Here is a 13,790-nt window from a genome sequence, read left to right on the forward strand (position 1 = left end):
AAACTTGCCTTTTCTTCATCCTAACACAAAAAACCAACTAAATCGCTAGACTTTTTATGTTTTAGCAAGTTTGATCACTCAGCAATGTTTATAAACAGCTCTTCTAATTTAGGCTCTTTTTTAATCAAGCCCGTTTTCTTCATCCATTCGGCTGTTTCTATCCACGGCTCTTTCGTTTGGCTTCCAAAGCCTTTCTCTGACTTCATTTTTGGAAGAAGAATCTTAAGACTTTGTTTTTCCACCTCTTCTATAAGCGGAAAATTAGCCTCATCCTGCTTGCTTAATAAAATTTGCAAGGCTTCATCAGGGTGCTGTTCGGTATAATTAAATCCTTTTTCTGCCGCCCGCCAAAAGGCTTTGATGGCATCTTGCTGTTTCTCCCACGTTTCGTCACTCGTAACTGCCACCAGCTCATAGAAATTAGGTACGCCATACTTTGTTGGGTCCAAATTACTTGTTTCATATCCTTCATGCTTTAACAGCGGCACTTCGTGGTTAATATAGGCTCCGACCACTGCATCGGCTTTTTTCGTCACAACAGCCGAGTTTAGTTCAAAACCAACATCAATCATTTTTACTTTTTCTGGATCCCCTTTATCTTTTTCCACCATTGTGCCAACGATCGCTTCATTTAGAGGAATACCAGTAAATCCGACTGTTTTTCCCTCTAAATCCTTGGGAGCCTTGATTGGGCTGTCCTTTAAAAACATCACTCGATTTAATGGGGATCGGACGATAGCACCGATAGATTTTACGTTCACTCCCTGTTCTGTCCGCGCCATAATAACGTCGGGTTGATAAGAAATACCAAGTGTTACTTTTCCAGTAGCAGCTAGATTGATGGGATCAGTCGGGCTGGCTGGAAACTGAATATCCACGTCAACTCCTTCCTCTTTAAAGTAGCCTTTTTCTTCCGCTACGTATAAGAAACTGTGAACGGCGTTGGGATACCAGTCAAGCATAATTGTCACTTTTTCTTTCTGTTTCTCTCCGGCTCCTGCCGCTGTTTTCTTTTCACTTGCATCGTTAGAACTGCAGCCGGCAAGCACTATCACAAACAATGCCAGTAACCATTTTCTCATTATGACTTCCTCCATTTTAATGATTTTTGCTCAATGAATTTTACAATGACAAATAGAACAATGCCGATCGCCGACAGCAATACAATCGGAGCAAAAACAGCCGCCCCATCAAATTGAGTCATCATTCGTCGGCTGAAATAACCGAGACCAGCCTGTGCTCCAAGCCATTCTCCGATGGCAGCTCCAATCACGCTTAATGTAACAGCTACCTTCAGTCCTGAATAAAAATGAGGCAAGGCGGAAGGAACAACTAGCTTGGTAAATATCTCTTTCTTCCCTGCCCCCATTGTCATCATTAGCTCTTTCAACTCTTTACTGGCTGATTGCAGCCCATCATATGTATTCACCGTGATAGGAAAAAATGTGATCAAAACAGTCACAACTACTTTGCTCCAAATTGAGTAACCGAACCAAAGAACAAAAATGGGGGCCAGAGCAATAATCGGGATCATTTGTGAAGAAATGATCAGCGGGTAAATCACTTTTTCAGCGGCTGGGCTCACACTCATCCAAACAGCCATTCCGGCGCCTAGTAAAATGGAGATAGTTAAGCCAATTAAAATAATGACTAGCGTAATTGGCAAGTGTTCAATGAACAGCGGTTCTCTTAATTCCCACAGCTTACTGAGAATGCCGGTCGGAGGCGGGAGAATAAATAGCATATTGACCATTCGTGCCGTGATTTCCCAAGCCAGGAAAAATGCTAAAATTGTCAAAGCAGCTGGCCATGTGCCCCTGTTGCTTTTCATAGAATCACCTTCCCTCTCAGCTCCTCCAGCAAATAGTCCTTCCATTCAATCATGGCTGGCTTGTTCAAATCTTTTAAGCTTCTTGGCCGGTCAATCGGAACAGTCACTTCCTGAAACGCCCGAACCGGTCTTTCTTGAAAAATAAAAATGCGATCCGACAGAAAAAGCGCTTCACTGACGTCGTGAGTAATCAATACAATGGTTGCTTTTCGTTTTTCCCACTGGGCCATGAGCCACTCCTGCATAGCCAGCCTTGTAATCGCATCCAGGGCACTGAAAGGTTCATCAAGCAAAAGAATGTTTGATCCGCTCAATGATGTCCGCAAGAAAGAAACGCGCTGTCTCATGCCTCCAGATAGCTCATGAGGGTACCGCCCCTCTGTTCCTTCTAAACCAAATTCTTTCAGCAAAAGATGAACTTGCCTGCGTGCTTCTTCTTTCCGGATTCCTCTCAATTCAAGAGGAAGGGCGGCATTTTCGATAATTGTCCGCCACGGCATGAGCAGATCTTGCTGAGGCATGTAACCGACCTTTCCAAGACGTGATTCCTGCTCTTCCCCATTGATTAAAATTCGTCCCTCATCCTGATTTTCAAGCCCGGTAATTAACCGGAATAGTGTACTTTTCCCTGATCCGCTTGCTCCGATAATAGAAATGAATTCGCCCTCATAAACCTCCGCATTTATCCTCTGCAAAATAGGAACAACGTGCCTGTTTTTTTTGTCTTTATAGGAAAAGGTAACATGTTGAAATTCAAGAACTTTTTTATTCTTCTCCCGGCCACATTTGCTCATGAAACGCCATCTCCCAGAACATATACTCATAACGGGTTGTATTTAAGAAAATTTCTTCCAGTCTCGCAAGCTCTCTTTCACTCTTTCCTGCTGTATGCTCATCTAAAAGCTCAATACACCATGTGGCGAGTTCACCAAACTCTTTAGATGAATACATTTTGATCCAGCCACCATATAACTCATGCTCGCTGGCTCCTGGAATTTCATTTAGCTCTTTGCCGATCTCCCAATAGCTCCACGCACATGGAAGAAGAGCGGCAATCAACTCGGCAAGCGTGCCATTCTGACTGACATGAAGCATGTAATGCGTATAAGCAAGCGTAATTGGAGACGGCTTGGCCTGTTCAAGCTCTTCCTCAGAAATGCCAAAACGGGCTGCATACTGGCGGTGAAGTGCCATTTCAAAATTAAGTGTTTCATTCAGCAATGAAGCGAATTTCCCCATCGTTTCTACATCTGTTGCTTTGACTGCTCCAAGGGCAAATACCTTAGAATAATCAATTAAATATAAATAATCCTGAACCATATAAAAACGAAACTTCCGCTGGTCGAGCGTGCCGTCCCCAATTCCTCTCACGAAAGGATGATGATGATTTTTTCTCCAGATCGGCTGAAGTTTTTCATGAAGCCTTTCACTGAACTTTATATTCGTGCTACTCACTTTCATATGTGATTCCTCCTCTAAAGATCATCTATACATATTTCTGTTGTGCCTATAGCTGTTCACAACCCAGAGTATTCATCTTACCTATCCATGCTTCGGTGTGTGACACCAAGTGTAGATAAACGACAAAATCACTTTCGTGTAATCGACAAGCTGTTCAATCGACAGCTGCTCATTGATCGAATGAGCATTCATTAAATCCCCCGGTCCATAGATAACGGTAGGAATACCGGAATCAGCAAGCCATCCCCCATCTGTAACAGTTGGGGAAATATCAATCATCGGAGCCTTACCAAGCACATCTGAGTGAGACTGGGTGAGAATTTGTACAGCAGCGTGACTCCCATCTACTTCAAAAGAAGGAAACACTTCTCCCCTTTCTTCAATCATTGATGTGCCACCCCACTTAAATGAAGGAGGGTTATGCCTCATCCATACATCTCCGTTTGCTACATGACGAATATGATCTTCCACCTCCTTAGCTACCTGTTCATAGGTTTCATTGGGATAATAGTGAACAGTAATCCAAAGCCGGCATTCGTCGGCAATAAAAGCGGCGTGTCTCCCGCCTTCAATAACAGCGGGATTAATTGTATTTGTCCCCGGCGAAAATCCTGGATAGCTTTTAGTTACCGCCCAGTGGCGCTCCAATTCCTGCAGCCCTTCAATGATTTTCATCATTTTTTCTATAGCACTGGCTCCAAACAACTTTCCGCCGGCATGTACCATATTTCTTCGAGTCGCATCGTGATACGTTTGGTTGCTTTTTAAAGTAATCCAGCCTGTAATCACGCCTCCCTGCCCTTGTATATGTAGATCACTCGTATCAACAACTACCGCAAAGTCCGCTTTATAGCCCCGTTTGCAGCACTCCAGCGTACCAGCTTCACCTACCTCTTCACCGATAACCGATTGAAAAAGCACGTCCCCCGGAAGCGTCATTCCTGCATCATGGAGCAGCTGTAAAGCGAATAAAGCACCAGCAAGCCCTCCTTTCATGTCAGCGGCCCCGCGTCCAATCACTGATCCCTCCTTGACAACAGCCTGAAATGGATCGGCTTCCCACCCCTCATCTTCATGTATTTCTGCCACGTCTATATGTCCATTAATAATTAAACTTTGGTACTTCTCAGCATCTGTCCCTGGCCATCTTCCAACAACATTCGGGTCATTTGGGTGCACGTCCCATCTATCTACCGAAAAATCTAAGCCTTTTAAAAAATCAGCTATAAACGACTGGGCTTCTGCAGTATTTCGTGCCGGAGGAGCAGGCGTTTCGAAAGAGATCAGCTTCTTCAATAAATGAACGATCTCTTCCTGACGGCGCTCCACTTGTTCCAGGAGTATATCTAGCTTTTTTTCCATAGCCATCCCCTCTCTATTGACATGTAGACTAATATTATTACCTACACGTAAAAAAACCGCTCCTCATCAAGGGAAGCGGCTGTATAATTTTTTATCTTGCTGCAGGATTAGAAAGACTGCAGTTCAATATCAGGATACGACCTCTTCCCTCCGCTGGCATTATCCAGTTCAGGTAATAAGGGTTGAGGCCATTTACCTCTCTCAGCTTTTGCAAGCACCCCCAAGGACCAACTATTCAATTAGATTCTGCTGTTAGCTTGATCGTAATCACCAGTAATTTTCAATAAAATTTATGCTATTTAAATAGATAGTATTGATCATTTATTTTTCCCAATAGCCGTATATTAATAGAAGAGGCTAAAGATAAAGACTCCTCTGTACACATCAGGCTAATTGGAAAAAATCATCTTGCAAGGACCGTCACCTCATACGGAACGAAGTGGCCATCGGGTCATGAGTTCTACAGTAAAACAGATAACGAAGAAAGCAAGCATTTGTTAATGGCTGAGAAGTCTTACTTTTTAGGAAGGAGTGACACCGGGTTGTATTATTCTTATCCGTTTCAAAATCTTTACATGGCCCCGTTTGCAGGCACTTATCCTCACCATCGAGCCCTTCAACCAGTGGCCTCATGTCATCCTCCGTCCTTAAGGCCTTATCCTGAAGTGAATCCTGCTTTATTTAAACAATCCGCTCAATCAATCAAGCAGCTGCTGAATGAAACAAATTTGCTGTTAAATAAATTAACAGATAGCAGCGACTTTGCTCTTCGATTAATGACTGCTGCCCAGGCTGCCAATCGGCAAGAAGTGGAACGGCTGGTGCGATCAGCTGGTATATCAAGAAAAACAAATATTTCATTTAACCCTGATTCCTTCCGAATTGAGCTCAGAACCACTGCAGCAAACTTAGAATGCTGCAAGTTGGCTATTGCCCTTCGGTGGCGTTAAGGCTCTAACCGATATTTCCATGCGTTCAATTTAACTAGTCGCCTTACGAGCAAGAGACCGATAATTGATCCTGACAAGCTGCTGACGAGAAAAGCTGGCAAGAAGAAAAAAGCACCAGCCGCTGTTCCCATCAATATCTTTGCATAGGGAACGGCAAATAAAGGAGCAATGATTCCTGACCCAGTCATTTCTCCGATAGAAGCGGCCCATGTTCGGCTTGTTTTTTGATAAATATAGCCGGCGAGAAATGCACCAATCATGCCTCCCGGAAATGCTAGAAGTGAACCGGTTCCCATTAAATTTCTTAATAAACCAGTAACAAAGGCGATCATTACCGCCGGCCCCGGGCCAAGCAGCACACCGGCAATGACATTTACCGCATGCTGGACAGGGTAAGCCTTCGCTACACCGGCGGGAAACCAGACTAGCGAAGAGCCGAAGGTGGCAATCGCAGTAAATAAAGCCATATAAGCCATTTTTTGTACTCGATTCATTCGCATTCCCCCATACGAAAAAGCCGCATCCTCATCTGGATACGGCTGCAGTAAGTAAAATAGTGATAAATAATCTACTTTCCTACGCTGGTATCAACCAGATCAGGTTCAAAGAGTTGAAAAGCCATGTGCTTTTCTCTCAGCCTCTAACAGGCACCTCTAGTAGCTTCTTAATATTAACTTCTCTTTTATTATAGATGGAAATGATGAAAATGGAAAGAGGCGTCAGTAAGATTCTCTTTTTATTTTGAAAACTTTTCCGGATAAAGGCCTTCTGCTAATGTCTTCAGTGCTAATGGTGCACGTATGCCTTCCGCACCAGCCGACAAAGGCATAGTTATAATTCGGTTATTTTCAATAGCCTCTACATCAGCCAATTCTTTTTTTGAGAGCAGAAATTTTTTCTTTTGCTCTGCCGTTTGATCCCCGTAATCCATAATGACAATAACATCTGGATTGCGCTCGATTACCGCTTCCCAGCTCACACTCGTCCACCCCTTATTCACATCCTGGAAAATGTTTTTTGCCCCCGCCTTTTCAATCAATTTTGTTAAATAGGTATTGGCAGCAGTAAGCGGTTTGTCTTCTCCGCTGTCATAGACAAATACTTTTAATGGCAGACTAACAGTCCCAATTTGCTGAACTGTTTCGTCTATTTCTTTTTTCATTGAACTAACAAGATTTTCCGCTCGCTTTTCGATGTGAAAAATCTTTCCGATATTTTTAATGTCGGTATATACATCTTCCAATGTCGGGGATGTTTTGCTAGAAGACTGCTGAACATAAACAGGAATACCTGCGGCCTCCAGCTCTTCCGGGGTGCCGAGAGTCTTTTCTGTGAAGGCACTTTTCCACCCGGCATAAGCAAAATCAGGTTCAGCAGCAAAAAACACTTCTTTGGACGGGTACTGTGCCGCCAATACTGGCACTTTTCTATACGCCTCCTCCAATTCGGGAAGAATGCGATCATCCAGATAAGCTGTGCCTACCATAGAGTCTTCAAGCCCAAGCGCAAGCATGATTTCAGTTGCATGCTGATTCAATGCTACCGCTCTCTTTGGTGCAGCTGCCGTTCCCCATTCATCTGTTATCTTCTCCGCCGTTTTGCTGGCCGAACTCGAACTCTCATGATTGAAGCTCGCAAAGACCCATAGTGCAGCTATGCAAATAACTCCAGTTAAAATCCATATATTTTTTTTAATCATTTTGTTTCCCCCTTTTCACACATGAGCCAAAAATGTAATATGCGGTTTGTTTGTCCGCGGATGTATCTGGATCTCTCCATCTACTCCAAACACTTCTTTCAGCATGTCCTTGCTTAAAACCGCTGAGGGTGTTCCAGAACAAATCATGCGTCCCCCATTCATAACGTATATATAGTCGCAATAGAACGCGGCCAGATTTAAATCATGCAGAGCAGCCAAAACAGTAATCGGCAGCTTTTTGACAAGGTCGAGCAGTTGCAGCTGATGTCTGATGTCTAAATGGTTGGTTGGCTCATCAAGAATAACCATGCCCGCCTTCTGAGCAAGTGCTCTCGCAATAAACACCCGCTGTTTTTCTCCCCCAGATAACTGCTGAAAGCTACTTTGGCCATACTCGACCATGTCTACATAAGCTAAAGATTCGTGAATAATCTGTCGGTCCTCTTCTGTTTCATGTTGAAAAAATTTTTTATAAGGGTGACGGCCCATTGCTACGATTTCTTCAACGGTAAAATCAAATGGCACAGCAGCCTCTTGACTTACGACAGCCAGTTGTTTTGCTGCTTGCTTTGCCGGCATTTCATGCAGCCCTTTGCCATTAAGCCATACCTTTCCGCTATCTGGTGTTAAAATCCGAGAAGCGTTCTTCAATAAAGTGGATTTCCCACTTCCATTAGGACCAATAACGCCAATGAACTGTTTATCAGCCGCTTGTAGTGAAATATCGTCAATGATAAACTTGCCGTTTGCTGAATAACTAACATTCTCAACGAGTAGTTTCATCGGCCGCCTCCCCCAAACGAATAGGAGCTGTGCCGCAAGAGCCAAATAAAAAATGGCCCTCCACAAAAAGCGGTAACTACACCAATCGGCAGCTCCTCTGGCGCAAGCAGCAAGCGGGCTGCTGTATCTGACCAAATCACAACGAGCATGCCAAGCAGTGCACTAACTGGAATCACACGCTTATGGTCGGAACCGAGCAATAGCCGGGCTAGATGAGGCACCATTAATCCTACAAAGCCAATAGAACCACTCACTGCCACTACTGCACCGGTAATTAAAGAAGCAACAACAATAAGGATCTTTCGAAAAACATCTGTATTTACTCCAAGTGTTCCTGCCGCTTCTTCCCCCATTAACAAAGCATTCAACGATGAAGAGGCAGATAATAAAAAGAGGACACTGCCAGCAATTATTAGCGTCGGAATCGCTAAGTGTTCCCACTTGGCTCCAGCAAGGCTACCCATCATCCAAAACATGACTTCTCGAATCCCCGATTCTTTCGGTGCTAATGTCACAATAAAATTGGTTACAGCGGACAGCGTCATCGAAACAGCTACACCGGCCAGCAATAGGCGTGTCGTGAGAATCTTTCCGCCTTCCTGGGCGATTATGTACACGGCTCCCATTGCTATCATGGCACCGGTAAAAGCGCCAGTAGTTAAGGCATATTGTCCAAAGACAGGCAGAGCGCCAAATAAAATAACGAGCGTTGCTACTACTGAAGCACCTGAAGATACGCCTAAGATATAAGGATCGGCAAGTGAATTTCGTACCAATGCCTGAATGACAACTCCTGCTACTGCAAGACCCGCTCCTGTTACAGTTCCGAGCAATACACGCGGCACCCGAATGTTCCAAATTATGTGTTCCTGAGCCTTATTCCAGTCTGCCTCTATGTAATTGCCCACCCAAGGTGCATGTGAAAGGATGATCTTCCATGCTGTAACAGCTGGCATATTAACCGGCCCTAGAGTAATAGACCATGTAATAGAAAATAAAAGGAAGACAGCAAGTCCCATGAGTAAATACAAATAACCCTGCTTGTTCGCGCGGAAAACAGCTGAGAAAACAAAGGATGATCCTCTTTTCTTTCTTATCCATCCTGCAAACGCTAGCTTCAATGTTCCATCTCCTCTCTTTTTTATCAGCACAGAAAGAAAGCCCTGTTCTTATCGCTAAGAACAAGGCTTGGGTGTGTGAAAACAGCACAAAAAAGCAACAGAGACTGCTTTGTCTTCGGCCACCTTTCCTTTCCGCGAAGGCATCATAGGGGATCAAACCTGGGTAGGTCTCCTGGCTTACGGATCTGCGCGCTTTTTTCGTCTTCCCTGATTTCTCAAGTGACATCAATGAAAAAAAAACTTTCCGATTACAGTGGCGGGACCGCTCGGGATTTGCACCCGATTCCCTGTTACCCTTTGCTGTCTGTTGCAAAGGCACCCGGTTCTCTTATATAAAGTTTTTCATTGCTTACCAGTGTAATATAGTTTCCATGAATAGGCAATGCCTTTTCAATGCCCTCTCGCTTTTCTCATGCGTCCCTCTACTTCATCCCAACAAACAATGTTCCACCAATTATCAATATACTCCGCACGCTTATTTTTATATTTCAAGTAGTAAGCATGTTCCCAAACATCAAGTACAAGTAAAGGAACTACATCCCATTGGCTTAAGTTTTGATGTTTTTCAGCTTGCAATATTTCTAATCGCTGAGCTTGCGGCGACCATACGAGAATGGCCCATCCCCCTCCCTCTACTTTCTCGGCGGCTTTGGAGAAGTGTCTCTTAAACCCATCGAAGCTGCCAAACGACCGGGAAATCTCTCGGTTTAATTCACTTGAAGGCTTTCCCCCTCCGTTTGGGCACATGATTCTCCAAAAGATCGAATGTAAATAATGCCCGGCACCATTGAAAGCAAGCTCTCTCTCCCAATGCTTGACGAGCTCAAAGTCATTATTTTTTCGTGCCTTTTGCAGCTCCAGCTCTGCTTTATTCAAACCTTCTACATAGCTTTGATGATGCCGGTCATGATGAAGCCTCATTGTTTCTTCATCAATATAAGGCTCTAAAGCATTGTACGCATAGGGGAGAGGGGGAAGTTTGTGGCGGCCAATAGGAACCTGTTCAGCTCTTTCTCGCTCTTCCTCCTTCTCTTTTTCGTTTTCTTCAGCAAACAGCCCTTCATGAAGCTGGCGCCACTCCTGATCTAATCCCAAAATCTCACTTTGGATTAAATGAATCTCTTCTTCTTTCATATTCGATAAACGATTATCCATCTTCTCTACCTGGTTTTTCCACTTTTCCACCTGATTAAGGTCAATTAATTCATGCTGCAAAGCACATAAAGCCTCACACCATTTTTTAGCTTCCTTTAAATAACTGCGGTATATCTCCATCTGCCCTCCTCCTTTCAGCTCGTAATTTCAACATATGCATTGTTTTTATATGCGTTCTTCTTTCATACTCTTCCCTCTGCCTAACAAAGCAAATGAAGAGGACCGTTATCAAAAAAGAAAGAGGGGCTATGCAATCCCTTGGCAAAACAAAAAGCTGCCCACCAGTTGGTGTTCACTTAACTGGTGGATAGCTTTCTTATTAGCTTGATATCTTCATTTCATTCTTAAATGGTTGCTTAAATCTAAGCCAGGCGAAAATAACACCGATAATTAAGATCAAACCGAGGTAGCCAACAATTGGATACAAGGTGCCTACTAATTTAACGAATCCGACGAAGCTTGCCAGAAAAGCGGCCAATGTAGAAATAACTACTGCCGGAGTAAAAGACTTACGATGGGCCGGTACGATTCGCGCAGCAAAAGCATATATCATTCCGACAGACGTATTATAAATCATCGCTAACAATACAAATGACATAAAATAACCTGTGATTGGCGAAATATCATTGGCAATGTGAACAATCGGCATAGCGGCCTGCTGACTGGCTCCGAAATCTAAAAGCATTGTCAAATTAATTAATAAGATCAATAAGCCAAGGCCAATGCCTCCAAAAATACCTCCAAGCCCAGCCGTTCTCTCATTCTTTTCAGCTCCTCCCATCAATGTCAAAATAGCTGCTCCAGCCGCAATGTTGTACGATACATATAAGATGGCTCCTATCAGCCAATGAGAGGCTGCCGTATTTTCTGTTTGGCTGATTTGAAAAATATCCGAAACATTCCCTTCATAACGGAAAACAGAGTAAATAAAAACGATAAAAATCATGATAAATAGGAAGGGAGTCATCAAACTAATCGCCGAAATAACTTTTTGAAAATTGAAACATAGAGTGACAGCAGTTAATACCGTCATTATAAGACTTCCATACAAAGGAGCGATACCAAATTGCTGTTCGAAAATCGATCCGCTGCCGGCAATCATTACTGCCGCAACGCCAAATAAGAAAAAGGTGATAAGGGCATCAACAAACATCCCTATCCATTTCCCGCAAATTAAATAAATAACATTTTTATGAGAATCGGTTTTAAGACGAGAGCCGATTTGCAGCAATTGCATGCCTAAAAAAGCAAATAGAAGAGTAGCCATACATGTTCCTGCTATGCTAATCCATCCAAAGCTCGTAAAAAATTGCAATATTTCCTGTCCGGAAGCAAATCCTGCCCCTACAATGACTCCGATGTATGCGCCTGCAATTTGAAAAGCTTTTTTCATTCTTCTCCCTCTTTCGTTTGAATATTCTGAATTCACTAGGTGTGGACAAGAAAACCTGTTGATGCCAGGTTTTCTTAAATGTCATACTCGCCAAATTACAGTGAATAGGCTTTTTCTTTCAATGTAAATTGCTTCACCGCTTCGAGATCAATATCATAGCCGATTCCTGGCTTGTTCGGAACTTGAATAACCCCATCGTGCACTGTTACTTCTGGTGTGACAATATCCTTCTCCCAATAACGGGAAGAAGCAGCCGTATCACCCGGGAGTGTAAAATTACTTAAGGTAGTTAATGCCACATTATGCGCTCGTCCTACACCCGCTTCAATCATTCCTCCGCACCAAACAGGAATATTGTTCTCCTTGCATAAATCATGAATCCGTTTAGATTCCGTCAATCCACCGACACGGCCAATTTTAATATTGATAATTTTACAGCTGCCGAGCTGCAAAGCTTTTCTGGCATCTTCATAGGAATGAATGCTTTCATCCAGACAAATCGGTGTTTTTAATTCTTTTTGAATAACCGCATGGTCAATGATATCATCCGATGCAAGCGGCTGTTCAATCATTGTTAAATTGAATTCGTCTAGCTTCTTCAATTCTGGCAGGTCCTCGAGACGATAAGCTGAATTGGCATCAGCCATAAGTTGGATATCTGGGAAAGAGCGACGGATCTCTCTGATGACATCAACATCCCAGCCCGGCTTAATTTTCACTTTGATTCGTTTATAGCCCTCTTCAACATGCTCTTTAATAATAGCTAAAAGATCATTCACCGTATCTTGAATACCGATGCTAATCCCCACATCAATCGTTGTATTGTCTCCTCCTAGGGCCTCATAAAGCGGGATTCCTTCCCGTTTAGCGTGCAAATCCCACACCGCTCCTTCAATGGCCGATTTCGCCATGTTATTTTTTCTGATCGGCTCAAATATCTCTGAAATTTCATCGGGATGAGAAATTTCTTTGCCTTTTAATAAAGGAATCAAGAAATCTTCTATCATATGCCAGTTTGTTTTTAGCGTTTCTTCATTATAAGAAGGAGAGACAAAAGCAACAGATTCTCCCCAGCCGGATACTCCCTCTTCATCTTTTACCTCTACGAGAATAAATTCTTTGTTTTCGATGGTTCCGAAGCTAGTAGTAAAAGGAAATTTCATTTCCATCTGTAAATGACGTAAAATAATTTCTGTTAATTTCATTTTTCCTCTTCCTTTCCTGCAAATTGAATATTCTTTATGAATAGATAATAGTTCACCAGTTCTTGCGGACGTTGAATGAGTTTTACAGCTGTATATCCGTTAGCGAATAGTTGTAGAAAAACTTTCCGTGTATTCATTCTCCAATCCAAAGCTAAATCAAATGATTGGCTTTTAATCTCTTGAAATTTTCGAGGAATCGGGACGAGCAATGCCTCTTCTCTTTCTAAATAATCAGGATGATGGAGGGACATTTTCGGCCATCCTTCTGTTGTTCTTTCATATTCTGCGAAAACTTTTGCCTTTTCTTCTGTAAAAGTAAAGGAGGTGTTCACGTAATCACTTTGAATCCACCAATCCACCTTCAATCGATCCGTTGGAAGACCGGCATTTAATCCATCCTCCATTTTACCGTAACAATTCACTTCATATGTGGAACAAACAGCTTTAAGCTTCGTTAAATTTAAATAAGCGTTTACGCTTTCGAGCGGATCGAACGTCCATGTTACCTGCTCATATCCAAGACGAGAAGCCTCTTGTTTTTGGGCGTTTTTCAACGCTTCACCAATTCCTTGCTTTTGATAATCAGGATGGATGCCAAGCATATGCGAACATAAGTAAGAAGAGCCATTTGAAAAACCAGCAAAGCTGTAACTAAAGCCAATTAATCGTTCTTCTTGAAAAGCACCTACTAACAAACCGCCATTTTTATGGGCGGTGAGCGTTTGATGGATCGGAATCGGCTCCATATTCCACGTGTCTCTTTCCAGCTGCTGCATTTTTTCAAAGTCTGTTCGATCATTAAATAACCGAATATGGTAATCTTGCACGTT

14 protein-coding genes and 3 riboswitches are annotated in these 13,790 nt (G+C 43.0%); of the genes, 1 reads left to right on the forward strand and 13 read right to left on the reverse strand.

The genetic code is table 11. The annotated features are described in order from the left end of the window. Positions 1–74 precede the first annotated feature (74 nt). From MKZ02_RS18070 to MKZ02_RS18090, 5 genes are all read right to left on the reverse strand, one after another. Positions 75–1,082 (reverse strand): ABC transporter substrate-binding protein, encoded by a 1,008-nt coding sequence (locus MKZ02_RS18070; RefSeq protein ID WP_340854969.1) that lies wholly within the window; start codon positions 1,080–1,082, stop codon positions 75–77. After that, positions 1,082–1,831 carry an ABC transporter permease gene (locus MKZ02_RS18075; protein ID WP_340854972.1) on the reverse strand — a complete coding sequence of 250 codons (750 nt, stop codon included), beginning with the start codon at positions 1,829–1,831 and terminating at the stop codon, positions 1,082–1,084. The genes MKZ02_RS18070 and MKZ02_RS18075 overlap by 1 nt, the downstream gene beginning before the upstream one ends. After that, positions 1,828–2,625 carry an ABC transporter ATP-binding protein gene (locus MKZ02_RS18080; protein ID WP_340854975.1) on the reverse strand — a complete coding sequence of 266 codons (798 nt, stop codon included), beginning with the start codon at positions 2,623–2,625 and terminating at the stop codon, positions 1,828–1,830. Before MKZ02_RS18080 ends, MKZ02_RS18075 begins: the two co-directional genes overlap by 4 nt. Further along, entirely contained in the window at positions 2,597–3,271 is a 675-nt protein-coding gene (tenA, locus tag MKZ02_RS18085; RefSeq protein ID WP_340856449.1) for a thiaminase II, read from the reverse strand. The genes MKZ02_RS18080 and tenA overlap by 29 nt, the downstream gene beginning before the upstream one ends. Positions 3,272–3,373: 102 nt before the next feature. Further along, the gene (locus tag MKZ02_RS18090; protein WP_340854978.1) at positions 3,374–4,654 is read right to left on the reverse strand and encodes an acetylornithine deacetylase; all 1,281 of its coding nucleotides are present in this window, start codon (positions 4,652–4,654) and stop codon (positions 3,374–3,376) included. A 127-nt stretch (positions 4,655–4,781) separates the two neighbouring features. Then, positions 4,782–4,886: riboswitch (TPP riboswitch) on the reverse strand. A 310-nt stretch (positions 4,887–5,196) separates the two neighbouring features. Between MKZ02_RS18090 and MKZ02_RS18095 the strand changes: the two genes are divergently transcribed. After that, positions 5,197–5,604, forward strand: coding sequence for a hypothetical protein (locus MKZ02_RS18095; protein WP_120036845.1), 408 nt, complete (start codon positions 5,197–5,199; stop codon positions 5,602–5,604). On the opposite strand, the gene thiW is transcribed toward MKZ02_RS18095, so the two are convergent. The 8 genes from thiW to MKZ02_RS18135 form a co-directional block, all read right to left on the reverse strand. Then, on the reverse strand, positions 5,601–6,098 hold the full coding sequence (thiW, locus tag MKZ02_RS18100) for an energy coupling factor transporter S component ThiW (protein WP_120036843.1): 498 nt from the start codon (positions 6,096–6,098) through the stop codon (positions 5,601–5,603). The genes MKZ02_RS18095 and thiW overlap by 4 nt on opposite strands. 62 nt (positions 6,099–6,160) lie before the next feature. Next, positions 6,161–6,269: riboswitch (TPP riboswitch) on the reverse strand. A 71-nt stretch (positions 6,270–6,340) separates the two neighbouring features. After that, positions 6,341–7,303: an ABC transporter substrate-binding protein gene (locus MKZ02_RS18105; RefSeq protein WP_340854982.1), complete on the reverse strand. Its 963-nt coding sequence runs from the start codon at positions 7,301–7,303 to the stop codon at positions 6,341–6,343. Between the two features lie 15 nt (positions 7,304–7,318). Next, entirely contained in the window at positions 7,319–8,086 is a 768-nt protein-coding gene (locus tag MKZ02_RS18110; protein WP_340854985.1) for an ABC transporter ATP-binding protein, read from the reverse strand. Then, positions 8,083–9,105, reverse strand: coding sequence for a FecCD family ABC transporter permease (locus MKZ02_RS18115; RefSeq protein WP_340856451.1), 1,023 nt, complete (start codon positions 9,103–9,105; stop codon positions 8,083–8,085). The genes MKZ02_RS18110 and MKZ02_RS18115 overlap by 4 nt, the downstream gene beginning before the upstream one ends. Before the next feature lie 247 nt (positions 9,106–9,352). Then, positions 9,353–9,545: riboswitch (cobalamin riboswitch) on the reverse strand. 52 nt (positions 9,546–9,597) lie between these two features. Next, on the reverse strand, positions 9,598–10,482 hold the full coding sequence (locus MKZ02_RS18120) for a superoxide dismutase (RefSeq protein WP_340854988.1): 885 nt from the start codon (positions 10,480–10,482) through the stop codon (positions 9,598–9,600). Positions 10,483–10,681: 199 nt separating this feature from the next. Beyond that, positions 10,682–11,755, reverse strand: a complete 1,074-nt coding sequence (locus MKZ02_RS18125) for a YkvI family membrane protein (protein ID WP_340854992.1) — start codon at positions 11,753–11,755, stop codon at positions 10,682–10,684. A 95-nt stretch (positions 11,756–11,850) separates the two neighbouring features. Next, positions 11,851–12,960, reverse strand: a complete 1,110-nt coding sequence (gene menC, locus MKZ02_RS18130; protein WP_340854996.1) for an o-succinylbenzoate synthase — start codon at positions 12,958–12,960, stop codon at positions 11,851–11,853. Continuing rightward, positions 12,957–13,787: a GNAT family N-acetyltransferase gene (locus MKZ02_RS18135; protein WP_340854998.1), complete on the reverse strand. Its 831-nt coding sequence runs from the start codon at positions 13,785–13,787 to the stop codon at positions 12,957–12,959. Before MKZ02_RS18135 ends, menC begins: the two co-directional genes overlap by 4 nt. Positions 13,788–13,790 lie beyond the last annotated feature (3 nt).

Origin of the sequence: Pseudobacillus sp. FSL P4-0506, from assembly GCF_038003025.1 — a bacterium.
Taxonomy (GTDB): domain Bacteria; phylum Bacillota; class Bacilli; order Bacillales; family Domibacillaceae; genus Pseudobacillus.